Below are 25,343 nucleotides of genomic sequence, written 5' to 3'. Positions count from 1 at the left end.
TTCAAAGGAGGGCAGTGAGGTAGTATGACCCGAAAGGGTTGATTTGAGGGGGAGATATAAAAAATGTTAAGAAGTAAGGAAGACTTAACCCATCAACAAGCGTTGGATTTGCTTGAGGATTTTGCCAAGCGCTGGTTGGCTCATGACGGACTTTGGTTTCAGTCCATAGAACGAGAAAGAGGGATTGGAGAAGCAATCCATCATGACATTGAGGCTTGGCGGCATTTCACAGTAGTCGAAGCAAAGCGTATTCAGGAGTTCTTGAAGCTGCCTCCTCAGGGTGGGCTTGACGCTCTTGAGCGGGCCTTAGCTTTTCGGCTGTACGCATTTCTTAATCAACAGACGATAGAACGGCCGGATGAAAAAACATTGATTTTTAAAATGACGGATTGTCGGGTTCAAAGTGCTCGAAGAAGAAAACAGTTGCCTGATTTTCCGTGTAAGCCAGTGGGTGAGGTAGAGTACTCCTTATTTGCCGCCACCATCGACCCGCGAATCTCAACCCGTTGTTTAGCTTGCCCTCCAGATCAGGATTCTCGGGACTATTACTGTGGTTGGGAATTTACCTTGGTGGAAAATGAATGAGATCATCACAGGAAGAAGGTGAGAGAATATGAAAGGGCTTTTGCTGGCCTATACCGGTAATGGCAAAGGGAAGACCACAGCGGCTTTAGGGCTGAGTCTCAGGGCCTTGGGGCACGATCAGAAGGTGAGCTTTTTACAATTTATGAAAGGAAGCAAAAATTACGGAGAGGTGAAGATCTCTGAGAAGCTCCCCAACTTAACCTTGGTACAGACCGGTAGGGATTGTTTTGTTTCCTATGAAAATCCCGATCCGGTGGATATTGCCATGGCCCATGAAGGGCTGGAGATTTTATCCCAATGGTTTAAAGAGGATCGCTTTGACCTGATTGTTGCGGATGAACTTTTGGTCGCCTTAGACTTTAAATTGGTCACAGTTCAAGAAGTCATGGAACTCTTGGAAAAGCGTCCCCCGCGTTTGCACCTCGTCTTAACCGGACGCTATGCGCCGGATGAAATTCTAGCCATTGCCGATACAGTAACAATCATGCAGGAGCATCGGCATGCATATCAACAAGGGGTTGAGGCAAAGGAAGGGATGGAATTTTGAAAACCCACGATTATGAGCTTTGGTTGGAACGCCTTTGGAAAGGGGAGCGGCGTGCTGCAGCCCGGCTTATTTCTCAAGTCGAGAATAACCGGGGACGAATCGAAATTATGTGTCAAATCCTTCCGAGGACTGGCCAGCGCATGATACTTGGTATAACCGGGCCGCCGGGTGCCGGTAAAAGTTCCTTAGTCGGAGCCATGACCCATCTCTATCGGGATCAAAAGGAGAAAGTCGGCATTGTTGCGGTTGATCCAAGCAGCCCCTATTCGGGAGGAGCCATTCTGGGGGATCGGATTCGTATGCAATCCCATAGCACAGACCCCGGGGTGTTCATACGAAGTATGGGTACCCGGGGACATTTAGGCGGTGTGGCCCGCTCCACGGGGGATGTCTTAAGAATATTGGAAGCTGCCGGATATGAACGCCTTCTTCTGGAGACTGTGGGCGTTGGACAATCAGAATTAGAAATTATGGAACTGGCGGATACGGTCATTGTGGTCTTGAATCCAGGAACGGGAGATGGAATCCAGGCTATCAAAGCCGGGATTATGGAAATTGCAGATGTTTTTGTCGTCAATAAGGCCGATTTACCGGGAGCTGAACACCTTAAAAATGATATTGAAATGGTTCTGGACCTCAATGGGGAAAAACCCTGGCGTCCGCCTGTCATCCTGACCAGTGTCCTTGACCAGCGGGGACTCTCCGAACTTCGCGATCAAATCGCGCTTCACCAGAACTACCTGATCCAATCCGGAAAAAATCTCGTGCGCCGTAAACAGGCCTTTGCACAAGAAGTTTGGTATCATTGGGAAGAACTTGCCAGGCAGTCCTTTGCTATAGCTTGGGAGAATTTACGAAATGCTGAGAAGGACCTGGAACAGGAAAATCCGTATCGGCTGGCCGAGAAAATTTGGGCATCTATAGTTACTGAAGAAATAGTAAAGCATGTTTCCTTTTCAAAATAGGTTGATAGAGATAAGGGTGGAAGGGTTAAGGAGTGATTCTGAAAAAGGTTAGGTGAATCAATATGAACGATGATTTTTTGCGTTGGCAAAAATCCTACCAAGAGCAGAAAGAGCGTAAAGGGCCTTTTATGACCGTATCCAGTGTCCCTATCGATCCTCTTTATACTCCAGATAACACTCCGGAAATTGCTTTTATGAAAGATATTGGTTACCCGGGTGAGTACCCCTATACCCGTGGCGTTCGCACCAATATGTATCGGGGAAGACTTTGGACTATGCGGCAATTCGCCGGTTTTGCCACAGCGGTTGAATCCAATCAGCGTTATAAATTCCTGCTCAGCCAGGGTCAAACGGGTTTAAGTGTTGCTTTTGATATGCCAACGATTATGGGCTACGATTCCGATCATCCCCGGGCTTATGGTGAAGTGGGCAGGGTCGGAGTAGCCATCGACTCCCTTCAGGACATGGAAACCTTATTTAAGGATATTCCCCTGGATAAAGTCAGCACTTCCATGACAACCAATGCTCCGGCATCCATCTTATGGTCCATGTATATTGTGGCCGCAGAAAAACAAGGGGTTCCTGCGCACAAACTTACCGGAACAATCCAGAATGATATCTTAAAAGAATATATCGCACAAAAATCCTGGATTTTTCCACCTGAACCGTCCCTCCGTTTGATCACGGATATTTTTGCCTTTGCCCGTGACTATGTTCCAAAATGGAATACCATTAGTATCAGCGGATACCACATCCGGGAAGCCGGTGCCACAGCTCTCCAGGAACTGGCTTTTACTTTGGCGGATGGCTTCGCTTATGTGGAAGCAGGTATTAAAGCGGGGCTGAATGTTGATGATTTTGCACCCCGACTCTCCTTCTTTTTTAATTCCCACACTGACTTTTTTGAAGAAATAGCGAAGTATCGGGCTGCCCGGCGAATTTGGGCCCGGCATATGAAAGAAAAATATAAAGCTGAAAAAGAGAGAAGCCTTCTTCTTCGTTTTCATACCCAGACTGCAGGGTGCTCCCTCACAGCACAACAACCCGAGAATAATATTATTCGTACAGCTTATCAAGCAATGGCAGCGGTCCTGGGAGGGACCCAGTCCCTGCATACCAACTCTATGGATGAAGTGCTTGCCCTGCCTACGGAAAAAGCCGTGCAGATCGCTTTGCGAACTCAACAGGTTCTGGCTTATGAGACAGGTATCGTCAATACCATTGATCCCTTAGCAGGCTCCTATTTTGTTGAAGCTTTAACCAATCAAATGGAAGAGGGAGCTGAGGAATACTTCCGAAAGATTGAAGAACGGGGAGGAGTGCTCGCAGCCATTGGGCAGAACTTCTTCCAGCAGGAAATAGCAGATGCGGCCTATCGCTATCAAAAAGAAATTGAAAATAAATCTCGGATCATCGTCGGTGTCAACGAGTTCCAAACTCAAGAAAACCATGAGATGGAACTCTTAAAAATTGATCCGGAAATCGAAAGAAGTCAGGCACAGCGGGTTAAGGAATTGAGGGCGGGCCGTGATAATCTACATGTTATGAATACTCTTGATGCCTTAAAAGAATCGGCTCAGGGTTCGGATAATCTTATACCGAAAATCATGGATGCCGTTCGTGCTTATGCTACGGAAGGGGAAATCGTCGCCGTTCTCAAGGAGGTTTTTGGAGAGTACAAAGAGCAGTCTGTATTTTAGGAGAATAAGGGAGGGTCAATCGTGGAACAAGCGCGTATTCGTGTTTTGGTGGGTAAACCAGGTTTAGATGGTCATGACCGGGGCGCGAAAGTCATCGCCCGGGCTTTACGTGATGGGGGGATGGAAGTCATCTATTCTGGGCTCCATCAAACCTCAGAAGAAATCGTGGAGGCGGCGATTCAAGAAGATGTGGATGTCATCGGACTGAGTATACTATCCGGATCCCATATGACAGTCTTTCCAAGAGTTAAAGAGCTTCTCAAAGAACAAAATGCTGAAGATATTATAGTCATGGGTGGAGGGACCCTGCCTGAAGAAGATATTGAAGCTTTAATTAAGGGAGGATATGCCGAAGCCCTTTTCACCCCCGGTACACCGACAACAGATATTATCCAGTGGATAAAAAATAGAGTCTACTCTAAAGGAATATAATATAAATCCCGGTCAACTATGAATTTAGAAACTGTCCCGAAAGCAGACACATTCGAACACATCTGTCTGCTTTCGGGACGTTTTTTTCATGCTGCTCTTACAACTTTTATTAATTCTTATCCTTCTGAAGTATTGTGAATAAATATTTTAGCTGGCTGACCTTTTGGCGCAATCCTTGATCTTATCTTTATCTGCTAAATAGTGTGGTGCATGTCCTTTTAATTAAGAACAAATAAAGATAAGTCTTGGCATGTTATTTGCTAAATATTCAAAATATTTAAACGTATTAATGCTGAAAGACAATAAAGGAGGGATTTGTAAATCAGCACATTTGCTTAACAAATTACCAGGCACACCTTTGCAATAAGTGCGCAAAAATGGAGGGTAAAAATGAAAACGATCATGGTCATTGGTGCTGGACAGATGGGTGGCGGGATAGCCCAGGTGGCTGCCCAGGCCGGCTATTCCCTAATTCTTAATGACATTAAGGAAGAATTCGTAACCCGCGGGTTGAGCATTATTGAGAAAAACCTCAAGCGAAGTGTTGAAAAAGGAAAGCTTGAGGTTACGGAATCCAGGGCAATTTTAGAACGCTTATCAAAATCTACCTCTCTGCAGGATGCTGCTTCCGCTGACCTGGTCATTGAGGCAGCAGTAGAAAATGTGGCGATCAAAAGTCAAATCTTTACCCAGCTCGATGGCATTTGTCCGGAGCATACCATTCTGGCAACGAATACCTCATCTCTCCCGATTACGGAGATTGCCGCTTTTACTCAACGTCCGGATCGAGTCATCGGAATGCATTTTATGAACCCGGTCCCGGTGATGAAGCTGGTTGAAATCATCCGTGGTCTAGCCACAAGTGATGAGGTCTATACAACCATTAAAGACTTAAGCCTGGAAATGGGGAAAACCCCTGTGGAAGTAAACGACGCTCCGGGTTTTGTCGCCAACCGAATCCTGATTCCTATGATCAATGAGGCTGTCTACACACTCTATGAAGGAATAGCTACTGTTGAAGATATTGATCAGGTGATGAAGTTGGGTATGAATCACCCCATGGGCCCCTTGGCCTTAGCCGATTTAATCGGACTGGACACGGTGTTGTCCATCGCGGAGGTTCTTCATGAAGGGTTAGGGGACAAATATCGTCCATGTCCTCTTCTCCGCAAATACGTAAAAGCCGGTTGGTACGGCCGGAAATCGGGTCGCGGTTTTTACACATACCAATAAAAAGAAAAGATTCCGTTTAAGCCGGTGGCAGGGGAGGAGTAAATCATGTCGGCCAAAGTCGTTCAAAGCCTGGAATTGATCAGGAAAAAATATTACAAAGACGCCAAAATCAGTGCTTATGGAGAAAGAAAACCGGATTATTCAACCATGGGAAGGAAAATTGAGAACACCTATGCCAAACAGCGGGAAGTCGTATGTGTAGAAGCGGCAAGAACACCTTACGGCAAATTATCGGGAGCCCTGGAGGAGTATGATGCAGCTCAATTAGGGGCCCTTGCCATCAAGGAGGTTCTCCGCCGGACGGAGGGAAAAGTTGCCCCCGGGGATGTGGATTACGTCATTATGGGGCATGTGGTGCAGGCAGGGAGCGGTCAGGTACCCAGCCGTCAGGCGACACTTTTGGCCGGATTGCCGGAGCATGTCCCTTCGATTACGGTCAATAAGGTATGTTCTTCAGGTGTTAAAACCATCGACCTGGGTGCTCAAATGATTGCCTTAGGAAGGGCGGAGATTGTCATTGCCGGCGGGCAGGAGAGTATGAGCAATATCCCTTTCGCATTGCCAGATATGCGCAAAGGGAAGAAGATGGGTTTGCCCAAGGCGGACTGTGTGGATTTAATGGTCCATGACGGGCTCTGGGATTCCTTTTATGATCGTCATATGGCCATTCACGGCTCCGAAGTGGCCGACGAATTCGGCTACAGCCGTGAAGATCAAGATGAATGGGCACTGCATTCCCAACGAGCGGCCTCGGAGGCGATTGCATCCGGAAAACTGGATGAGGAGATTTTCCCGGTGGCTATTAGAAGAGGTAGGGAAGTCTTGGAAAAGGATGAAGGACCCCGTGCCAATACCACAAGGGAAGGGTTAGCCAAACTTGGCCCTGTCTTTGACCATATTAGTGCCGTAACCGGAAAATCAGGCAGCGTAACCGCCGGCAATGCGCCCGGAACCAATGATGGCGGAGATGTGTGTCTCCTGATGAGCCGGGCTAAGGCGGAGGAACTTGGCCTCAAACCCCTGTTCACCATCGTTGACTATGCTGAAGTATCACAGCCGACAAAAGATATTGCTACGGTACCGGGCCTTTCCATAAAGAAAGTGCTGGAGCAAAATAATCTGACCCTGGATGATATGAAGCTCATAGAGATCAATGAAGCTTTTGCCGCAGTGGCTTTGGTAAGCGCCCGCAGTATTCTTGGTATGACCAAGGAGGAAATGTTTGCCAAGGTTAATGTCAATGGGGGGGCAATTGCCTACGGCCATCCTATTGGTGCCACAGGAGCCCGGATTGTGATGACCTTAGCCTATGAACTGAAGCGCCGGGGCGGGGGCTACGGGGTATGCGGTATCTGTGCGGGCAATGCCCAAGGGGATGCCATGCTTATCCGTGTCGATCCCGATTAAGGTCAAGATGGAGAACACTTGGAGTAAGGGAATAAAGATCAGATAAATTGAGGGATGGAGCCGATGAGAAATGGAATTTGAATTAAGCAGTGAAACCTTGATGCTCAGAGATATGGTCAGGAAATTTGCGCAGAACCAACTGGCGCCACTTGCCCCTGAATTGGATAAATCTCATGAATTTCCGATGGATACATGGAATAAAATGAGGGAATTAGGACTTACGGGCTTTCCAGTTCCGGAGGAGTGGGGCGGCGGCGGGGGTTCTTATTTAGACTTCGCCATTATCGTTGAAGAACTCGCCAAGGCATGTGCTTCAACTGCAGTTATTACAAGTGTTCATACTGGATTGGGCTGTATGAGTATGTACCTTTATGGCAGTCAGACCTTAAAAGAAAAGTATCTATCAAGACTGGCTGCAGGGGAGATTATCGGCGCTTATGCACTGACCGAGGCCAATGCCGGATCCGATGCCGGGGCTTTAAAATGCAGAGCGGAGGATAAGGGCGATCATTTTCTAGTCAATGGCAGCAAAATTTTTATTACCAATGGAAGTGTAGCAACAACTTTTTGTACTTTCGTCAAGACGGATCCGACTCAGCCTAAGGGCAAAGGGATTACCTGTCTGATTATTGAGAGGGATACTCCGGGATTCACCATGAGTAAGCCTGTAGATAAAATGGGGATGCATGGTTCACCGACCGTGGAGTTGAACTTCGATAATGTAAAAGTTCCCAAGGAAAATGTCTTGGGTGAAATTGATAATGGGTTTGCTGTAGCCATGGGACTGCTGGCCGGAGGGCGGATCACCATTGGTGCTCAGGGATTAGGGATCGCTGAAGGCGCTCTTGACTATACCATCAATTACATCAAGGAGAGAGAACAATTTGATAAACCTCTTGCCGCCAATCAAGGAGTCCAGTTTATGATTGCGGATATGGCAACAAAAATTGATGCGGCTAAACTCCTTATCTATAGGGCTGCCTGGCTCAAAGATCAGAAAGAACCTCATAACAAAGAGGCATCTATGGCCAAACTCTTTGCCACAGACGTTGCTATGGAAGTCACGACCAACTGCGTGCAATTGCTTGGCGGATATGGTTACTGTTCCGAATACCCGGTTGAACGCATGATGAGAGATGCCAAGATTACGCAAATTTATGAAGGATCCAATCAGATCCAACGGATGATTATCGGTCGTGAAGTCATCGGCCGTTTTTGAGGAATAGAAAGATAATAATAAGGGGGGTATTCTTCTATGGCAAGGCCAAAAATTGTCAGCCTGGCGGAAGCCATCGGACAAATCAATGATGGGGATATGTTAACCTTTGGAGGCTTTACGGTTTGGCGTCGCCCTATGGCGGCCATCTATGAGCTGATCCGTCAGAAAAAAAGGAACCTTCATCTGATGGAGGTCAACGGCGGAACCCATGATGACATGCTGGTTGGGGCAGGATGCGTCGGTGTATGGGAGTCCAGTTGGTGCGGTCATGAACTCTATGGTAAATTTGGCGGCAATCTGGCCCGGAAAATTGAAAATAAGGAAATATTCTACGAAGACTGGGCCCATATTCATGCTTTATATCGCTTGGCCGCCGGCGCAAAGGGAGTTCCCTTTTTGCCCACCTATTCGGCAATGGGCAGCGATATACTCAATCCTGAGAATGATAATCTCGGGAAAGCCGGTCTCCGGGATGGGTCTAACCGCCATATCGGAAAACACAAAGTTATTACTTATAACGAGCCCTTTAATAACTCGGAAATCCTCCTAATCCCCGCGGCACATCCGGACTGGTGTATTACCCATGTTCAGATGGTGGGGCAGGAAGGAACCGTTCGGGTTGATGGATTGCGATTCAGTGACGAAGAAGCGATCAAGGCGTCGAAGCACAATATTATTATCGCTGAGCAAGTGGTTCCTGAGGAATATTTACGGCGTGAGCCGACCCGCAATATGCTCCCGGGCTATTTCGTGGATTATATCGTCGAATTGCCATGGGGTGCTCATCCCACAGGACTATACGGCGCCTATGAACCCGATGGTCCCTTCATCAGCAATTTCTTTAAATCCACCCGTACCCAGGAAGGGTTCGACCAATGGGCCGAGGAATGGGTCTTCGGGATAAAAGATCACCAGGAATATCTAAGTAAACTGGGGATTACACGTCTCGAAGCCCTACGGGCTAATCCTGCTTTGGGTTATTCCTCAACACTGAAAAGGGGGTAAGATCATGGAGAGCAAGAAAAGTTATTCGAAAATCGGGGAGTTCAAGCCTATGGATCTTTTGGCTTGCGCGGCAGCCCGTGAGGTTAAAGATGGTGAAGTTGTTTTTGCGGGAACAGGGTTGCCTATGTTAGCCATCATGTTAGCTCAAAAAACCCAGGCACCTACTTCGGTCTGTATTTATGAATCCGGTTCCATCGATGGTCGTCCCATCGACTTACCCACTTCGGTCGCCGATGCCCGCTGCAGTTATCAGGCTGCTGTGGCCGATGGCCTGATGGACGCCTTCGGGCAGCTTCAATCGGGAAGAACCGATCTGGCTTACCTGGGGGGAGCGGAGGTTGATATGTACGGCAATGTGAATACCACCTTTATGGGCGGCCCCACGGGGAAACGCCTTACAGGGAGTGGCGGCAACACGGATATTCATTCCTTAGCCAAAAGAAGTGTATTGATTATGCCCCAGATCAATCAGAAGCGCCGCTTTGTGGAAAAGGTGAGTTATATTACTTCTCCTGGATGGCGATTTCCCCATGGGCCCAATCGAGAGTGGGTTCATAAAAAAGAAGTGTATGGATCTGCTTTTCGAGGCGGACCGGCTGCGGTTATCTCCGACATGGGAGTGTATCGTTTTGATGAAGAGGGTGTGATGTATCTGGATACCGTTCACCCTGGTTTTACCCCTGAGGATTGCCGTGATAATTGTTGTTTCGAGCTGAACATCTCCAGGGTTAGTGGGGAGACCCTTACTCCCACTTATGAAGAGCTGGACCTTCTGCACAAGGTAATCGACCCCGAAGGAATTATCATAAAATAACAGCTGAAAAGTGCACCCCAAATGTCAGTATCGCATTTGGCGGTGCACTTTTTTGCATAATTTTTTTGACCATATAGTCATTTTGATAATATAAAATTTTTAATTTAATTAATAGATTATTTTACTTTCATCTAATAGATACTCGTTGATTTTTTTTGAATTATAGACATAGATATGTGTCTTGGTTTTTTTGATAATTTTTTCTTTTTCTAACCCGGTAATAAGCCGATTGCATGTGGTGAGATGGATGAAGAGCAAGTCGGCAATTTGCTGCTGAGTTAAATCGCATTCAATAATGTGATGACCATTCCTATCGGGAGTATTGATACGGCATAATTTGTCCAGCCAAGTAAGGAATCTTTGACTGGAGGATAAACAAGCGGTGTTCATCAGGCGATGGCATAACGTGGCGTAAAACATGTGGACTACATATAAAAGGTCATCCATGATTTGCCGATCTTGCTCCATGAGGTCAAATAGCTGTTTTTTCGTAAAAGAAATAATGACAGAGTTTTCCACAGCGATAAATCTTAGCCTATCTCCCGCTATAGAAGCAAATCCGCGGTATTCCGATTGAAAGACGTTGCCTGCCTCGCGGGTGGCGATGACTAATGAAGAACCATCAGTGCGTAGAAAGCAGATATTGATTTTACCACTTAAAATATAGTAAAGATAGGGATCCTCTTCATTATTGCAGATGCTATTGATGAATTCACCCTGAAATAGCTTATGGCTTTTACCGAGATGAAGGTATTGATTAAAATTCAGCGGTCGTATGGAATAACTCGGCATTAAAATTGAACTATAATCCCTGGGTGTGCCCAATTCGATCGACTTCCTTTCATTCGTCTATGAAAATAATCGGATGCCTAAAGGTTTTTTTAGTATAGGATAAACGCGCTATATAGCCATCTTGTAAATTCCGGATTATTCCGTACCTATATATTAGCACAGAATATATTGTTATAGTTAACTCAATCACAAACTTCCGAGTTATTGAAAGGAGGGCAGAAACATTAAAAAGTAAGAGTAGATAAAAGTGGCTAAAGGGAGGGAAAAATCTTGGCAAACCTTGCAATGCTGTTAGACATGACTCGATGTGCAGGTTGTTATGGATGTGTGGTATCGTGCAAAATGGAAAATGGCTCAAGACCAGGAGTCAACTATAATGGAGTTCAGCCCTTAGAATGGGGCGAATATCCCAATGCGAATCAAAGATTTCTCTTAACTTTGTGTAATCATTGTGAGGATCCGGAATGTGTTTCTGTGTGTCCTGCAGGGGCAACGACCAAGTCAGATAACGGAGCGGTTCTGGTCGACCACGAAAAATGTATCGGATGTGGAATGTGCGTCAGCGCTTGTCCCTATGGACAACGGCAGCTCGTGAAAAAAGACGAGACCAGTTTTCCAGGGGAAATTGCCCCGTATGAAGAGGAAAGTGTAAAACGGTTAAATGTAGTAGAAAAATGTACCTACTGTAACCAGCGGGTATCACAAGGCCTGATGCCCGCTTGTGTGCAAAACTGTCCGGGCAAATGCCGGATTTTCGGTGATGTGGCAGACCCGGAAAGTGAAATATCGAAATACATTACAACCCATAATGCCATCAAAGTTCAGGGGACCAGCACGTATTACGTGATACCGGAGAATATGGATGAAGCTCTGTTGCCAGCGGCTTATATCGCAAGTGCCAATGCACCGGTAGCGCCTCCTGAAGAGGATAAGTCTTCTTCCAGTGGTATTATAACCGGCGTGGCAGTTGCTACTGTAGCAGCGGTGGCCGTCGGAGTCGGAGTTGGTGTTGCGAAGTCAAGATCAGGCAAAGGAGGAGATGATAATAATGGCTAAGAATATTTCGAGACGTACGTTCCTGAAAGGGAGTGCTGCCCTAACCGGTGCAGCTGCTTTGGGAAGTGCTTTTAATATTTATCATCCTGAAGGAGCCTTTGCTGCTGAAGATAGTCCCTTATCCTATGGATACTCTTATTGTGATATGTGTAATCACACCCCCAAATGCGGTATCAAGGCTACGCTAAAGGAAGGTAAGATAATCCGCATAGAGTCCCGGGAAAATTACCCGAATGGGCGGCTTTGCGCCAAAGGGGTCTCAAGCATACAGGAGCTATACGATCCAGAGCGCTTACTCCACCCGGTGATTCGTACCAATCCTAAAGGATCCCCTGATCCCGGCTGGAAGCAGATCAGCTGGGAAGAAGCTTATGAGACCATTGCTAAGAAGTTTAACGGGATCAAGGCCCAGGATGGTGCGGATAAAGTCATGTTTTATTGTGGAGATCCCAAGGAGCCCCGCTCGGCTGTGCAGAGATTAGCCTATACTTTTGGCTCACCCAACTATGGAAATGAAAGCTCCACCTGTTTCAGAGCGGAGGCGATGGCCGGATTCCTCACCATGGGCAAGGTTTCTATGGGAACAGACCCCGGTCCCAAGACCAGGACTTGCTTAATTTGGTCGTTAAACCCTGCCTGGTCTTTGCCCACTCGGTTCGGTAAGCTCTGTGATGCCAAAGCCAATGGAACCCAATTTATCGTTGTGGATCCCCGGGTGACCCCGACGGTCAGCAGCCTTGCGGATATACATTTACAGTTGCGTCCCGGGACCGACGGAGCCCTGGCTCTGGGGATTGCGCATGTGATGCTGAGGGATGGCTATTATGATCAAGGATTTGTAGAAAAATGGACTCACGGCTTTACGGAATTCGCTGAGTATGTCAAAGAATTTACTCCGGAAAAAACCGAAGAAATCACTTGGGTACCCAAAGAAAAGATTGAAGCGGCAGCGAAGATGTTTGGCCAGGAAACCCCAGGTACCTGGATAGGGAGTGCTTCTCCCACGGTTCATAGCACAAACGGAACTCAAAATACCAGAGCCATTCTTTCGGTGGTTGCTCTTTCGGGGAATATCGATGCTGAGGGCGGCCTGGAAATGCCCGATGGACTTCCTTTTGACTTATTTGCAGGCAATCCGGCATTTAATCGGGAAACGGATTTATTCCAACAGATCAAAGAGAAGAGAGCAGACAAGGAAGATTTTCCAGTGTGGGCTCACTTTGTGAATGATATGCAAGTAAATCGTTTCCCGGAATACGTGGACCAAGGTAAAATTAAAGCCATGTTCATGGTCGGAGGTAACGCCATGATGTGGCCGCAGACAAAACTTTACCAGCAGGCCCTGGAAAAGATGGAATTTACCGTAGCAGCAGACTACTATATCCGTCCCATGACCCATAATACTATGGATATGGTTCTGCCGGCGGCCATGTGTTTTGAAAGAATGGCCCCCTTTGCCATCTTCGGCCGTACAATCTATTTCCGGGAGCCCATTGTTAAACCTATGGGAGAATCTCGTTCCGACTGGCAGATCTGTTTTGAATTAGGTACCAAGCTGGGTTATGGGAAAGAGTTCTTTAATGGAAGTGAAGAAGAAGGCCTGGAGGAACTGCTGAGAATTACTAAGTTGGGCATCACCTTGAAGGATTTGCGGGCGAATCCGGAGGGTTTAACCATTCCTCCTAAGGAACCAAATTCCTTTAAAAAATATGAAAGTGGGAAATTCCGGCCCGATGGAAAAACCGGGTTTCCTACGACCAGCGGGAAGTTTGAATTTACTTCAGAAATCCTTAGAAAATATCAATTCGATACCTTACCCACATATAAGGAACCGGTGGACAGTCCGAACAGCAACCCTGAATTGGCAAAAGAATTTCCCCTTATTCTTAACACAGGCTCACGCATTCCCTACTACACCCACTCCAAGTTAAGGCATATGCCTTGGTTGAATCAGTTCATGCCGGAGCCCATCGTGCGTATGAATAAAGTGGACGCAACGGCTCGGGGTCTTAAAGATGGGGATGATGTGAAACTTTCCACCAAGTTTGGTGAGCTGCAATTCAAGCTTGAAGTGACCAATATTATTCTGCCTGGAATGATTGATGTATTCCATGGGTGGGAAAAAGCCGATATCAATCTCTTGATTGCCCGTGATTTTGACCCGATTTCAGGATTCCCTCCCTATAAAGAAGGATTATGTCAGGTTTCCAAAGGATAAAGAGCAATATACTAGAAAAACTGCCGACCAAGTCATTGGGCGGCAGTTTTTTTTAGTCTGTTCTGAATTAAGCTGTTTAACGCCAGAATATTAAGTGATAATTGGCGATAAAAATGATTTTAGCCATATATGTATGGTAATATGACAGAAAGAAAGAGACGCTGGAAGTTTTTATTCTATTGATGAGGGGGAAGGGATCTTGATCGAAACAATGATAAAGGCGGCGCAATCCCTAGAAAATACTCTTATAGCCACACGAAGAGAGCTTCATAGGTATCCGGAATTGGCCTTACAGGAATATAAAACAGCACGATACATTGCGGAAAAACTCCGATCATTTGGTTGTGAAGTGACTGAAAATGTAGCGAAAACCGGAGTTGTGGGACTTCTTAAAGGAGGACAACCAGGAAAGACCTTAGCCATTCGCGCGGATATGGATGCCTTGCCCATAGAAGAGGAAACAGGTCATGAGTTCTGCTCTATGACTAAAGGAGTTATGCATGCCTGCGGTCATGATGCCCATGTAGCCGTTGTTTTGGGAGCCGCAGAGATCCTTTCAAGCATGAGAAACTCGTTTATGGGCAATATCAAGTTGATTTTTCAGCCCAGTGAAGAATCTCCCAACGGAGGAGCAGATGTGATGATCCATGAAGGAGTGATGGAAGCTCCTCAAGTCGATGCGGCAATATCCCTTCATGTGTATCCTGGGCTGACCACGGGTCAGATTGGATACAAAGAAGGGCCCTTCTTTGCCTCGGTGGCCTTCTTTGATATCGAAATTATCGGTAAAGGCGGCCATGGGGCTATGCCTCACCACTCCGTCAATCCTATCCTTATAGCCGCAGAGTGCATACAAGCTCTGCAGACCATTTCCTCAGCAAGAGTGGATCCCATTGAACCTTTTGTGTTAACTATTGGATCCATACATGGGGGTCAGAAGTCCAATATTATCCCTGAGAGAGTACGCATGGAAGGGAGTGTTCGCTGTTTTGGGGATGAATTGATGGACAAGACAGCCAAGACCATGGAAAATATGCTTCGTTCGATTACGACAGCTCATGGAGCCACTTTTACGCTGGAGTTCCGTGCAGAAGTCAAGACGTTGATAAACGATAAAGGAATGATCGAGCTCATCAAGGAAGCCAGTGAAGAAATCGTCGGAAAAGAGAATACGATAGCTGTCCCTCCGGTTTTATTAGGTGATGATTTTGCTTCTTTCAGCCAGCTAGTGCCCTCTGCGTACGTGTATTTGGGTGTTGGCTTTCCAGGGCAGCAGAACTACCCCCTTCACCACCCGAAATTTAATTTAGCTGAGCAGGCTTTGCCTATAGGGGCAGCCTTGCTCAGCTGCACTGCTCTTAAATTTATGAGTAAGTAAGATAAGGGATAAAGTTGATATAAATATAAAGGAAGCAAGCCGAAAATAGAGTGTACTGAAAGCAAAGTGACACAGGACAATGATAATTGTTTCTGTGTCACTTTTTGTAGATATCTTTCATAGCCCGGGCTACAGTAATCCGGCTGACCCCTGTAATGAGTGCCAAATCTTCTTGGGTGATGAGATTCATGTCCACATCTAATTTCTGAAGGGACTTATAGATAAAGGCGACTTTCTCCGGCCCGCTTTTAGAGCGAAGAAATGCCCAGTGGGAAAGATTGTTGGTATGGTCCAAAGTAAGATTCTTCATCAAAGCTTGGGCGAATTCCCGGTTTTCGTTAAAAAGTTTCTCAATGAAATGAATAGGAAAATTGCATCGTATGACATCCGTCAGCGAAAGAGTATGAGTTACTGGAAATTGAAGCCTTTCAAATAAGAGATGAGTACCTAAGATCTCTCCTTTTTTGACTAATTGTATGCCTTCTTGAGAACCGTCTTCCGAAATAGTAAAGGTAAAGAGAACTCCTTTGACAATAATCTCAAGATTGGCATTCTCAGGATTAACCACTTGAATTTGTTTGGCCTTCTGATAGGTGATTGTAGCATGAGCACATAGGCGCTCCCGGGTTTTGAGATCCAAGGATTGACAGAAGGGGTTATTTATGCATTCTTTCATGATGAGCTCCTTGTTAAGGATTAAAGTACATTGACTCAGCTTGAGGAAGTTAGATTCATTTATGTGAAAAAAATTACTTTAAGCTATTATATCATAAGGTATTTGCTCGTTTTGTATCAAATGAGATAGGACATTGTATCATTTGATATGTATCTGGTATCAAATGAGATAGAAGTCAGAAGCACGGACCTGTTACAATCAAAATGCATTCGTGATAAAAAGTTTAAATACAAAGTATTCTGCGCTTTAATAAATAAGGGGGTAAGCACATGGACACAAAGGAAAATTCCAGACTGAATCCGAAACTGTCACGCCGTACTTTTGTTAAGGCTTCTGCAGCTACTGCTGTAACTGTAGGAGCGGTGGCAGGAAGCCCTTGGGGACCCGCTATGACAGCCTTGGCTGAAGGAGAGAAGGTTAGCACCACTGAAAGCAGTGAGGAGAGAATCTTCAGTGGAGCTTGTCGGGGCAACTGTGCCGGGGGCTGCTTTTTAAATATTCACGTACGTAATGGGAAGGTTGTACGGACCTCAATGCGGGAAATGCCCAATCCGGATTACAATCGGATCTGCGTTAAAGGGTTGACCCATCTCCAAAGAATCTATCATAAGGACCGCTTGAAATATCCCATGAAGCGGGTCGGTGAACGAGGTGCCGGTCAATGGGAGCGTATTACATGGGATGAAGCGATCACGACTATAGCGAATAAGTGGAAAGAGTATCAAGAAGAGTATGGTAAAGAAGCTTTTGCGATTTACTGGGGCTCAGGAAATTACGGAGTTTTGAGCGGTCAAGGGATGGGGTGTACCACCAATCGCTTGCTTAATGTTACGGGTGCATCCAATATCTCTATGACTGTCGATGCTGCCCATGGCCATAGTGCGGGTAACGCCCTTGGGTGGGGACCGAACTTCACCCTTAATGAACTGGCCGACCTTAAGAATGCTAAAACCATCCTTTGCTGGGGTGCTAACCCGGTCATTTCACAGCAGCAAAGTGCCCATTTTTTGATGGAAGCCAAGGAAAACGGAACGACGTTCATCGTTATTGATCCGATCTACAATATTACTGCCTCCAAGGCGGATAAGTTCGTCCCGGTGCGCCCTGGCACAGACGGAGCATTGGCTTTGGGTATGATGAATATCGTGATAAGAGAAAACTGGATTGATGTCCCCTTTTTGAAAGCTTCCACTGTAGCTCCTTTCCTGGTTAAAGAAGCTGATGGTCAATATTTGCGCCTTAGCGATTTAGGCCCGCTCGCTGAAGGGCAAACGGACGCTATTGTTGTGCGTAGTGCCGATGGAAAGGTGGGACTTCCTCAAGAGATTACCGATCCGGTTATTGAAGGCTCCTTTGAGATCAATGGTTATAAAGTCGATACGGCCTATACTTTGCTTCTTCAGCGTGTTGCGGAATACCCTCCTGAGAAAGCCGCAGAGATCTGTAATATTTCCGTCAACCAAATTGAAGAAATCACTAAAATTTACGCCACCAACAAGCCTTCAACAATTTATCAATATTTCGGTATTGATCACTATGTCAACGGTCACTATAGCATCTTTGATATTTACGCGCTTGCCATGATTACAGGAAATTTGGGTAAATCCGGAGCTGCCTGCGGCATGGGCGAAACCTTGGGGATTAATTTTACCAATCTGGCAGGTACTCTTTTTCCCGCCGGTGCCACAGGTCCATCCCTGACTATGTCAGCCACGCAAATGGATTTTGTAATGAATGAGCATAAGTATGGTAACAAGGATGTTAATGTGAAAGGCATCTATATTACCAATGCCAATGTAGTTTCTAACAGTGCTGAGAGAAAATACACCTTGGATTGGCTCAATAAAATGGAGTTCATCGCTGTGGCAGATATGAACATGAATGAAACTGCTCAGTATGCAGATATCTTATTGCCTGTGTCCCATTGGTTTGAGCAAGAGGAAGCATTTTGCAACTACAGCACTCACCCTTATGTGATCTTTCAGGAAAAGGCTATTGATCCTTTATATGAATGTAAATCGGATTTCGAAATCAACAAACTTATTGCACAAAAGCTGGGGTATGGAGAGCAGTTTAATATGACTGAGATGGAATACCTGGATTTGTGGCTTAATAACGATGAAGCCAGAAGATTAGGAATTACTCTGAAGAACCTTAAGGAAAAGAAAATTCTTAAGTGCCTGCCTGGTGAAATGTATATTAATGGTGAAAACGGCGTGTTTGGCACTCCCACGGGCCGTGCCCAGTTCTATGTGGAAAGTCCTGCCCCAAATATGAACTATGGCCAGGAATGGGATATAGAAAAAGAACGCTTACCCTATTGGGAGCCGCCTAATGAAGTATGGCATGAGAACCCATTGGTTAAAAAATATCCCTTTACGATGATTTCTGATCATGTCCGTTTCCGCACCCATACCCAATGGTGGGATGTACCCGTATTGCTGGAACTTGATCCTGAGCCTATCCTTAAAATTAATTCGGAAGATGCCGCACACTATGGCATTAGGACCAATGATATAGTTAAGATCTATAATGACCGGGGCTATGTCGTTATGAAAGCGGCAATCAATGATGGGTTGCCCAAAGGGGTCCTGACAGCACCAAAGGGCTGGGAAAAAGATCAATTCATCGAAGGACATTTTGCTGACTTAAGCTCTCGGGTGGTCAATAAAGTCTGTGCCAACAGTGCCTTCTTTGACGTCTTAGTTGCCATTGAAAAGTTATAGAGGAGGAATGAGATAATGCGTTATGCCATGGCAATCGATTTAAAACGCTGCGTAGGCTGTCATACCTGTTCCGTAGCATGTAAAATGGCCAACAATCTGCCCAACGAAATTTGGTGGAACCGGATCCTCACCGTGGGTGGGGAGGCTATGGATACGGCAGCCGGTACCTTTCCCAATAATACCCTGGAATATCTGCCGGTGAATTGCCAGCACTGTGACAACCCGGCCTGTGTGAAAGCCTGCCCAGTTGGTGCTACCTATAAACGGAAAGAAGATGGACTGGTCATTCAAGACTATGATAAATGCATTGGCTGCCGTTACTGTATGGTGGCTTGCCCTTATAGCGGCGTTCGTCAATTTAACTGGAAAAAGCCGGACTATTACGTGGACTTTGCGATAGGGGATGCCAACATCACCCCCCATCAATACAATACCGTATCCAAATGCACCTTCTGTGTTCATCGACTGGCTGAAGGGAAAAGACCGGCCTGCATGGAGCTATGCATCGGTCGAGCCCGCTACTTTGGGGACCTTGATGATCCGGAAAGTGAAGTAAGCAAAGCGCTCCAAGGTCGCAGTTATTTCCACTTGCTCGAAGAAAAGGGTACCAAGCCCAATATTTACTATTTAACTTAAGGGGGTGCGAATATGGCACTTGTAACCAATACCAAGAAATCGACTTCAATAAATCGATGGAATATTATTTTCGCTGCCTTAGCTGCCCTGGGGGGCGTATGCTGGGGACTCCAGCTTACCAAAGGATTGCAGATGACTAACCTGGGCGTAAACACTATGTGGGGTCTTTATATCGTTGGCTTCATGATCTTCACGGGAGTTGCGGCGGGAAGTCTGCTCTTTGCTGCTGTGCCTTATCTGTTTAAACTGGATGAGTTTAAGCCGTATACCCCAATTGCTTCATACCTGGGGGCGGTGTCCAGTATCGTCGCCGCATCCCTCTTTATCGTCGTGGACATCGGAAATCCAGAGCGGGCCTGGCTCTTTGTCACCAGCGGGAACCTCACTTCCCCCATGTTTTGGGACTTTCTCATGCTGGCTTCCTATATGGTGATTTCAATAATCTTCACTCGTCAGCTCATTCAAGTTAAGGAAGGCAAGAAAGAGGAAGCCGGAGTTAAGTTCATCGCTTGGATCGCCTTCGCCGCAGGGATTCTGGTCACGGTAACCTCTTTTGTCTTCTGCTTCCAAATCGCTCGCCCTTTATGGAACACCCCGGTTCAACCCTTATCTTTTCTTGCTGCAGCTTTAGTGGCGGCGCTATCGGTACTGATGATCTTAGCCACTCTCTTAAATAGAAGCGGTTATTTGCAAATGCCGGTGAACTTATTGGGCAAAATGGGTAAAGCAGCTGCAGTGCTTTTGTGTATCGAACTTATCATTGTGGTAGGGGAGGCTCTCATTGGTCTCTACCCTGGCGGTGGAGAAGAGTATGCCGCCTTCAGCTGGCTGGTTTTCGGCAAGGGAGCCATAGGTTTCTGGCTAGAGTTAGTGGCTTTGGCGGCTGCCATCCTGCTTTTGGCCAAGCAAGGTGATGCAGGGAAGGCAGGCGGTATCGTTGCGGGTGCAGTCATTGCCTTAATCGCTATCTATCTGATCAAATCCAACCTGTTACAAGCCCAATTGTTCAATCCTCTGCTAACTTATGCCGGACCGCCGGTTTATGGGGGAACATCAGGACCTTATGTTCCCAGTTTGATCGAAATCGGATTGTCATTAGGTATTGTTTCCTTAGGGGCTCTGCTCATGAATTTGGGATTAAGTAAATTAAAGCTGTAAGCTCTTGAAATTCTTTGGATAAAAGTATAGAATTCATATATAAATACTATTTTTTATTCTTTTGGAATTTAAGAGAAAGCTAAAGGTGCACAGGGGCAACCAAGGACTTCGCCGCTCTGGGATGTATAGGTAAGGATGGGTGGGTCGGGCTTTCTGTATGTAATTAAAGGAGTTATGCATATGGCCTACAACTTTGATGAATACATCAATCGCTCCGGAACTGAAAGCCTCAAATGGGACGGTTTTGAGAATCGTTTTCCTGGCCTGGATGCCAAGGGCTGTATCCCAATGTGGGTTGCTGATACGGATTTTCGAGTTCCTCAAGAAGTGATTGACGCCATCGTAACGAAAGCCCAATTTGGCATCTTTGGTTATCCGAAAGCCAAGGGAGCGTCCTTCGATAATGCCGTAATAAATTGGATTTACAAGCGCCATGGCTGGCAGCTTATGCCGGAGTGGATTGTCCCTACGGCTGGGATCGTTCCGGCAGTTACCTACGCCATTCAAGCTTTGACCGATGAAGGAGAGGGAGTTTTGATCCAACCGCCGGTCTATTATCCCTTCAAGCAAACCATAGAGTTAAATAAACGGAAAACCATAGAAAACCCTTTGCGTTTAAATGAAGAAACCGGCCAATATGAAATTGATTTTGAAGATTTGGAGATGAAGCTTAAAGATCCTAATACCAAGATATTTATCCTCTGTAATCCTCACAATCCCGTGGGCAGAGTTTGGTCTGTAGAGGATCTGACCAAAATAGGCGAACTATGCCTTGAGTACGGAGTTATAATATTCTCCGATGAGATCCACTCTGATCTTGTTTTAAAAGATAACAAGCATATTCCCCTGGGCATGCTGAATCCTCATATTAATCAGAATGTGATTACAGCCTATTCCCCGAGCAAAACATTTAATCTGGCGGGCCTGCAAGCCTCAGCCATCATTCTCCCCAATAAGGAGATACGCAAAAAATACCTCAGGCAATTGGACCTTAATCAAGTGAATGGCTTGAATGCTTTCGCTGGTATTGCCTTAGAAGCTGCCTACAATTATGGGGAAGGGTATCGGAGAGAGTTCCTTGCTCATGTGGAGAGTAATATTGATTATGCTTTGGATTATGTGGATAAGCATCTGAACGGAGTTCGGATCATTAAACCCCAGGGGACCTATCTGGTCTGGTTTGACTTCCGTGGCACAGGCATGTCTGCTGATGAGATCGATGCCTTCATTATTGAAAAAGCTAAGGTTGCTGTGGACTTAGGCCGTTGGTTCGGAGAAGAGGGAGCCGGTTTCCTGCGTTTCAATTTTGCCTGTCACCGTTCCATATTGGCCAAAGCCCTTGAACAGATCAAAGACGCCCTTTAAATCAAAAAGACATGAGCCAGAGGCTTCGGCCTCTGGCTTATATATTAAGAAATAATTGTGCTTTCAATGGGGTGACACTGCTATTTTTAAATACACTGTTATTTATAGGGTATACCAGTGGCCAGAGAAGAACAAAGATTAGGCAGTGAGTTAATTCGGAATATGAAATACTCAACAGATGTTGCATTGATACCTTTTTATATTTAAAGGGGGGCTTAAAAATGTGTGAACAACCATTGTATTTGCGTCCGATAGAAGACGGGGACATTGCTTTACTGGAAAAATGGCTGAATAAACCATATATTCTGCGCTGGTACGAAGATCCGGCAGCATGGATTGATGAGATTGAGCAAAGAAACGGTTCCTTCGCTTTTATCAATCATTTTATTGTGATGGATGGCAGCAGGTCAATTGGCTTCTGCCAATATTATGACTGCTATAAAGCGGGAGAAGAGTGATATTCTGTCAGCAACCCTAATCAAACATACAGCATCGATTATTTGATTGGCGAAGAAGCCTATCTTCGGAAAGGATACGGGAAACGCGTGATCAATTTGCTAATGGAGCATATTCACGCAAATACACAGGCAAAAGAGATCATCGTGAAGCCAGATGAAGATAATCCGGCCTCCTGTAAGGCGCTGACTTCGTGCGGTTTTCAATATGATAAAGCTGCCGCTTACTACAAACAGGGATTTGAGAAAGACTATATTTAAACCCCAAACAGGTCTGTCCCAAATACGAAGGCGCATTCGTATTTGGGACAGGTTCGCACTATAGTTTATATTTCTTCAGTTTAACATCAAGCTCTTGGGTAATTTTATCCAATTTACGGGTAACTTCATTCATCTCCTCCAATATGGATAGCTGGCTGCTGGCTGCGGCAGCTATCTCCTCACTTGAAGCAGCAGCCTCTTTCGTAACGGCGGAAATATTCTCAATAACATTCAGGACTTCATTGCGATGATTCTGAATAGAGATCATTCCTTGATGGATCATTTCAATTTTTGAACTTATTGATTCAGTTGCCTCAGTTATATTTTGAAAAGCATCATTCGTATGTAGGACAGCTTCATTCTGTTCCTGGGAGACGGCCTGAACCCGCTGCATGGAAGCTATAGTCAGTGTTGACTGATTTTGAATGGTGTGTACCAAGCTGCCAATTTCTACAGTGGACACCTTGCTCTGTTCAGCTAATTTCCTGATTTCCTCGGCCACTACGGCAAACCCCCGCCCGGATTCACCGGCTCGGGCTGCTTCAATCGCTGCATTTAAGGCCAGCAAGTTGGTTTGTTCAGCAATACCTTCCACGGACTCCAGAAGCTGTTCAATATTCTTAGTGGAGTTCGTCAGACTCTCGATGGTTTGATAAATCTGTGCCAGCGCCTCATTGGTTTCCAGGGATTTTTTCTGAAGAAGGCTGACAGACCGAAGCCCAATCCCGTTCAGTTCATTGATGTCTTTCGTATCATTGCTTACTCCGCTGAAACGATCCGATAATAATTCGATTTCCTGGGAGAGGTTTTCCATTTTCTCTACTCCATGCTGAACCTCATCCGCCTGCATAGAGGCACCCTTGGCAATTTCTTCAATGGATTCGGAAATCTGTCCGACTGAGCATAAGGCTTCTTCAGCTTTGTCTCTGGTTTCTTTCGAAATTTGAATGATAGAAAGAAAAACCTCTACAAAACTCCGAATCAAATTCCGAATGTCTTCAATAATATCATTAAAAGATGAAGAGATTTTGCCGATAAAGCCAAGATCCTTAAATTCCGCCAGGCTGGAATAATCCCCTTCTTTGAACTGGAGGATTTGTTTTTCAAATTTGACTAACAATTTTTTGTTGGCAAAGCTTGTGAAAATGGAAATGATGCCGTAACCCACTATACCTATCAGCAGAAGCAAAGGGATCATGTACCAAATACCAAGAATTCTCCAAAGGATAAGCCCTAAACTTAGGCTCAATAAGAGGTTGACAATGAATGAGATGAATTTAAAATTTCCTATCAATTTTTTGTAATTCAATTTTAAATCCCCTTTCATATTTCCTTACTTAATAAACACCTGTATCGCAGATAATGAACCTACGGCATCTTTCTGATTTTTTGCCAACATAATATGAATGGAAGTGCCAAATAAAGCACCCAGGGTAATTCTGGATAATATTGACGGCGAATAGTTGTCTCTATCCCTCGTTTGAGAGAGATCCTTCATAATGTATTCTTCAATTAAGGCCGTTGAGTCATCGAAAAGCTGACGAAGGGGTTCCTTAAAGGTATCGGACCAAAGGGCCATGCTGGTCATATCAAAGAGCATCTTGATCAATCCCGGATTCTTTAAAAGCGCGTCCTGAAAATACTCTATCAGGTATGCTGTTTTCTCATCCGCTGATTTGCCCTGCTTTAATTTATCTTCTATTTCCTGCAAATAGTGCTGTGCTAAAACCCTAATAACCCCGATGAATAAGCCCTCTTTATTTTTATAGTAATAATTGACCTGACTTAACACAACACCTGCCTCATCAGCTATATCACGCAGGGAAACACTGGCATATCCCTTTGTGGATATACATTGAATTGCTGCATTGAGTATTTTTTCAGACTGACCAATTTCTTTTTTATCATTCATAGCTTTCGCTCCTCAGATTAAACTTTAGTTCGGACGTTCGTACGAATTTATATTACCATGAAGCTATCAGTGAGTCAATTCGGCAAAAAACGGGTGTCGGGGCTTAAAATTAAGTCCAGACACCCGTTTTTAAATTCAACTTTTTAAGTGTTCCGTCTGTATACAGGCTTAGCGCAAAGTCAATTTTTCTTATAGATATCCTTCATGGCTCTGGCGACAGTGATTCTGCTGACTCCGGCGATGAGGGCCAAATCATCCTGAGTAATCATAGTCATATCGATATCCAAGTCCTGGAGCAATTCATAAACTTGCTGAACCTTTTCCGTGCCATTCTTGGAACGCATACTGACCCAACGAGTGAGATTATTCATCATATCGAGAAGGTTTTCCGTCAGAGCTTGGGCAAAGTCCCTGTTTTCGTGGTAAAGCTTCTCCGCAACCTTAATGGGAATGCTGCATTTATGCACCTCAGTGAGAGTCATTAAATTATATTCGGGAATGGCCAGTCGATCAAAGAAATGGCGAGTGCCCAGAACATCGCCCTTTTTGATAAGATGTATAAATTCCTGGCTCCCGTCTTCCAATAAATTAAAAGTAAAGAGCACTCCCTTATGGATAATCTCTAAACGCGGATTTCCCAAATCCGTAGATTGAATTTGCCGAGGCATTTGCACAATAAAAGTGGAGTTTTCACAGAGGTAAGCTCGGGTACCCGAATCCAAAGCATCACAGAAAGGATTGCCTTCACACTGTTTTTTCATCCCAACACCTGCATTGCTTTAATATTAGGCAGATGAATCTGC

Annotated in this window: 23 protein-coding genes and 1 pseudogene; 19 read left to right on the top strand and 5 right to left on the bottom strand. The window is 45.4% G+C overall.

Translation table 11 applies throughout. The annotated features are described in order from the left end of the window. Nucleotides 1-63: 63 nt before the first annotated feature. The 10 genes from DESPCE1_RS0117635 (at nt 64) to DESPCE1_RS0117590 (ending at nt 9,907) form a co-directional block, all read left to right on the top strand. Nucleotides 64-585: a DUF6125 family protein gene (locus DESPCE1_RS0117635; protein WP_019851196.1), complete on the top strand. Its 522-nt coding sequence runs from the start codon at nt 64-66 to the stop codon at nt 583-585. 28 nt (nt 586-613) lie between these two features. Further along, nucleotides 614-1,132: a cob(I)yrinic acid a,c-diamide adenosyltransferase gene (locus tag DESPCE1_RS0117630; RefSeq protein ID WP_019851195.1), complete on the top strand. Its 519-nt coding sequence runs from the start codon at nt 614-616 to the stop codon at nt 1,130-1,132. After that, entirely contained in the window at nt 1,129-2,097 is a 969-nt protein-coding gene (gene meaB / locus DESPCE1_RS0117625) for a methylmalonyl Co-A mutase-associated GTPase MeaB (protein ID WP_019851194.1), read from the top strand. The genes DESPCE1_RS0117630 and meaB overlap by 4 nt, the downstream gene beginning before the upstream one ends. A gap of 62 nt (nt 2,098-2,159) precedes the next feature. Further along, nucleotides 2,160-3,797 (top strand): methylmalonyl-CoA mutase, encoded by a 1,638-nt coding sequence (locus DESPCE1_RS0117620; protein WP_019851193.1) that lies wholly within the window; start codon nt 2,160-2,162, stop codon nt 3,795-3,797. A 21-nt stretch (nt 3,798-3,818) separates the two neighbouring features. After that, a complete protein-coding gene (locus DESPCE1_RS0117615; protein WP_014795353.1) occupies nt 3,819-4,229 on the top strand; it encodes a cobalamin B12-binding domain-containing protein in 411 nt (136 codons plus the stop codon). A 390-nt stretch (nt 4,230-4,619) separates the two neighbouring features. Then, a complete protein-coding gene (locus DESPCE1_RS0117610) occupies nt 4,620-5,462 on the top strand; it encodes a 3-hydroxybutyryl-CoA dehydrogenase (protein ID WP_019851192.1) in 843 nt (280 codons plus the stop codon). Between the two features lie 45 nt (nt 5,463-5,507). Then, complete coding sequence (locus DESPCE1_RS0117605) at nt 5,508-6,869, top strand: thiolase family protein (protein WP_019851191.1); 1,362 nt, start codon at nt 5,508-5,510, stop codon at nt 6,867-6,869. Nucleotides 6,870-6,939: 70 nt separating this feature from the next. Further along, the gene (locus DESPCE1_RS0117600; RefSeq protein ID WP_019851190.1) at nt 6,940-8,088 is read left to right on the top strand and encodes an acyl-CoA dehydrogenase; all 1,149 of its coding nucleotides are present in this window, start codon (nt 6,940-6,942) and stop codon (nt 8,086-8,088) included. A gap of 36 nt (nt 8,089-8,124) precedes the next feature. Continuing rightward, nucleotides 8,125-9,093 carry an acyl CoA--acetate/3-ketoacid CoA transferase subunit alpha gene (locus tag DESPCE1_RS0117595; protein WP_014795349.1) on the top strand — a complete coding sequence of 323 codons (969 nt, stop codon included), beginning with the start codon at nt 8,125-8,127 and terminating at the stop codon, nt 9,091-9,093. Between the two features lie 4 nt (nt 9,094-9,097). After that, complete coding sequence (locus DESPCE1_RS0117590; RefSeq protein ID WP_014795348.1) at nt 9,098-9,907, top strand: acyl CoA--acetate/3-ketoacid CoA transferase subunit beta; 810 nt, start codon at nt 9,098-9,100, stop codon at nt 9,905-9,907. A 108-nt stretch (nt 9,908-10,015) separates the two neighbouring features. Here DESPCE1_RS0117590 and DESPCE1_RS0117585 read toward each other — a convergent pair whose 3' ends face one another. Continuing rightward, on the bottom strand, nt 10,016-10,732 hold the full coding sequence (locus DESPCE1_RS0117585; protein WP_014795347.1) for a Crp/Fnr family transcriptional regulator: 717 nt from the start codon (nt 10,730-10,732) through the stop codon (nt 10,016-10,018). A 237-nt stretch (nt 10,733-10,969) separates the two neighbouring features. Here DESPCE1_RS0117585 and DESPCE1_RS0117580 point away from each other — a divergent pair, with 237 nt between their 5' ends. The 3 genes from DESPCE1_RS0117580 to DESPCE1_RS0117570 all read left to right on the top strand — a co-directional run bounded on the left by DESPCE1_RS0117580 (nt 10,970) and on the right by DESPCE1_RS0117570 (nt 15,351). After that, entirely contained in the window at nt 10,970-11,755 is a 786-nt protein-coding gene (locus DESPCE1_RS0117580; protein ID WP_019851189.1) for a 4Fe-4S dicluster domain-containing protein, read from the top strand. Continuing rightward, a complete protein-coding gene (locus DESPCE1_RS0117575; protein ID WP_019851188.1) occupies nt 11,748-13,973 on the top strand; it encodes a molybdopterin-dependent oxidoreductase in 2,226 nt (741 codons plus the stop codon). Before DESPCE1_RS0117580 ends, DESPCE1_RS0117575 begins: the two co-directional genes overlap by 8 nt. A 199-nt stretch (nt 13,974-14,172) precedes the next feature. Next, nucleotides 14,173-15,351, top strand: a complete 1,179-nt coding sequence (locus DESPCE1_RS0117570; RefSeq protein ID WP_019851187.1) for a M20 family metallopeptidase — start codon at nt 14,173-14,175, stop codon at nt 15,349-15,351. Between the two features lie 97 nt (nt 15,352-15,448). Here the strand turns inward: DESPCE1_RS0117570 and DESPCE1_RS0117565 are convergent, their stop codons facing one another. After that, entirely contained in the window at nt 15,449-16,027 is a 579-nt protein-coding gene (locus DESPCE1_RS0117565) for a Crp/Fnr family transcriptional regulator (RefSeq protein ID WP_014795343.1), read from the bottom strand. A gap of 269 nt (nt 16,028-16,296) precedes the next feature. Between DESPCE1_RS0117565 and DESPCE1_RS0117560 the strand changes: the two genes are divergently transcribed. The 6 genes and pseudogenes from DESPCE1_RS0117560 to DESPCE1_RS23885 form a co-directional block, all read left to right on the top strand. Then, nucleotides 16,297-18,753 (top strand): molybdopterin-dependent oxidoreductase, encoded by a 2,457-nt coding sequence (locus DESPCE1_RS0117560; protein ID WP_019851186.1) that lies wholly within the window; start codon nt 16,297-16,299, stop codon nt 18,751-18,753. A 15-nt stretch (nt 18,754-18,768) separates the two neighbouring features. Then, nucleotides 18,769-19,389: a 4Fe-4S dicluster domain-containing protein gene (locus DESPCE1_RS0117555; protein ID WP_014795341.1), complete on the top strand. Its 621-nt coding sequence runs from the start codon at nt 18,769-18,771 to the stop codon at nt 19,387-19,389. A gap of 12 nt (nt 19,390-19,401) precedes the next feature. Beyond that, nucleotides 19,402-20,547, top strand: a complete 1,146-nt coding sequence (gene nrfD / locus DESPCE1_RS0117550) for an NrfD/PsrC family molybdoenzyme membrane anchor subunit (protein WP_019851185.1) — start codon at nt 19,402-19,404, stop codon at nt 20,545-20,547. A gap of 180 nt (nt 20,548-20,727) precedes the next feature. After that, nucleotides 20,728-21,912, top strand: a complete 1,185-nt coding sequence (locus DESPCE1_RS0117545; RefSeq protein ID WP_019851184.1) for a MalY/PatB family protein — start codon at nt 20,728-20,730, stop codon at nt 21,910-21,912. Nucleotides 21,913-22,133: 221 nt separating this feature from the next. Beyond that, entirely contained in the window at nt 22,134-22,370 is a 237-nt protein-coding gene (locus tag DESPCE1_RS23890) for a hypothetical protein (protein WP_019851183.1), read from the top strand. Nucleotides 22,371-22,394: 24 nt separating this feature from the next. Beyond that, a pseudogene (locus DESPCE1_RS23885) lies at nt 22,395-22,628 on the top strand (GNAT family N-acetyltransferase); the annotation flags it as partial. Nucleotides 22,629-22,686: 58 nt separating this feature from the next. Here the strand turns inward: DESPCE1_RS23885 and DESPCE1_RS0117535 are convergent. From DESPCE1_RS0117535 to DESPCE1_RS0117525, 3 genes are all read right to left on the bottom strand, one after another. Beyond that, entirely contained in the window at nt 22,687-23,937 is a 1,251-nt protein-coding gene (locus DESPCE1_RS0117535; RefSeq protein WP_019851181.1) for a methyl-accepting chemotaxis protein, read from the bottom strand. 24 nt (nt 23,938-23,961) lie between these two features. Next, nucleotides 23,962-24,540, bottom strand: coding sequence for a TetR/AcrR family transcriptional regulator (locus DESPCE1_RS0117530; RefSeq protein WP_019851180.1), 579 nt, complete (start codon nt 24,538-24,540; stop codon nt 23,962-23,964). 179 nt (nt 24,541-24,719) lie between these two features. After that, nucleotides 24,720-25,301, bottom strand: a complete 582-nt coding sequence (locus DESPCE1_RS0117525) for a Crp/Fnr family transcriptional regulator (RefSeq protein WP_014795336.1) — start codon at nt 25,299-25,301, stop codon at nt 24,720-24,722. Nucleotides 25,302-25,343 lie beyond the last annotated feature (42 nt).

Source organism: Desulfitobacterium sp. PCE1, assembly GCF_000384015.1.
Classification (GTDB): Bacteria; Bacillota; Desulfitobacteriia; order Desulfitobacteriales; family Desulfitobacteriaceae; genus Desulfitobacterium; species Desulfitobacterium dehalogenans.
This window is presented reverse-complemented; position numbering and strand designations above follow the sequence as displayed.

What these genes read in the sequence shown, in the direction of transcription:
- DESPCE1_RS0117565 (WP_014795343.1), bottom strand. Translation starts at nt 16,027, where the DNA reads ATGAAAGAATGCATAAATAACCCCTTCTGTCAATCCTTGGATCTCAAA.
- DESPCE1_RS0117590 (WP_014795348.1), top strand. Translation starts at nt 9,098, where the DNA reads ATGGAGAGCAAGAAAAGTTATTCGAAAATCGGGGAGTTCAAGCCTATG.
- DESPCE1_RS23890 (WP_019851183.1), top strand. Translation starts at nt 22,134, where the DNA reads ATGTGTGAACAACCATTGTATTTGCGTCCGATAGAAGACGGGGACATT.
- DESPCE1_RS0117595 (WP_014795349.1), top strand. Translation starts at nt 8,125, where the DNA reads ATGGCAAGGCCAAAAATTGTCAGCCTGGCGGAAGCCATCGGACAAATC.
- DESPCE1_RS0117545 (WP_019851184.1), top strand. Translation starts at nt 20,728, where the DNA reads ATGGCCTACAACTTTGATGAATACATCAATCGCTCCGGAACTGAAAGC.
- DESPCE1_RS0117530 (WP_019851180.1), bottom strand. Translation starts at nt 24,540, where the DNA reads ATGAATGATAAAAAAGAAATTGGTCAGTCTGAAAAAATACTCAATGCA.
- DESPCE1_RS0117575 (WP_019851188.1), top strand. Translation starts at nt 11,748, where the DNA reads ATGGCTAAGAATATTTCGAGACGTACGTTCCTGAAAGGGAGTGCTGCC.
- DESPCE1_RS0117605 (WP_019851191.1), top strand. Translation starts at nt 5,508, where the DNA reads ATGTCGGCCAAAGTCGTTCAAAGCCTGGAATTGATCAGGAAAAAATAT.
- nrfD (WP_019851185.1), top strand. Translation starts at nt 19,402, where the DNA reads ATGGCACTTGTAACCAATACCAAGAAATCGACTTCAATAAATCGATGG.
- DESPCE1_RS0117610 (WP_019851192.1), top strand. Translation starts at nt 4,620, where the DNA reads ATGAAAACGATCATGGTCATTGGTGCTGGACAGATGGGTGGCGGGATA.
- DESPCE1_RS0117620 (WP_019851193.1), top strand. Translation starts at nt 2,160, where the DNA reads ATGAACGATGATTTTTTGCGTTGGCAAAAATCCTACCAAGAGCAGAAA.
- DESPCE1_RS0117635 (WP_019851196.1), top strand. Translation starts at nt 64, where the DNA reads ATGTTAAGAAGTAAGGAAGACTTAACCCATCAACAAGCGTTGGATTTG.
- DESPCE1_RS0117600 (WP_019851190.1), top strand. Translation starts at nt 6,940, where the DNA reads ATGGAATTTGAATTAAGCAGTGAAACCTTGATGCTCAGAGATATGGTC.
- DESPCE1_RS0117525 (WP_014795336.1), bottom strand. Translation starts at nt 25,301, where the DNA reads ATGAAAAAACAGTGTGAAGGCAATCCTTTCTGTGATGCTTTGGATTCG.
- DESPCE1_RS0117555 (WP_014795341.1), top strand. Translation starts at nt 18,769, where the DNA reads ATGCGTTATGCCATGGCAATCGATTTAAAACGCTGCGTAGGCTGTCAT.
- DESPCE1_RS0117560 (WP_019851186.1), top strand. Translation starts at nt 16,297, where the DNA reads ATGGACACAAAGGAAAATTCCAGACTGAATCCGAAACTGTCACGCCGT.
- DESPCE1_RS0117630 (WP_019851195.1), top strand. Translation starts at nt 614, where the DNA reads ATGAAAGGGCTTTTGCTGGCCTATACCGGTAATGGCAAAGGGAAGACC.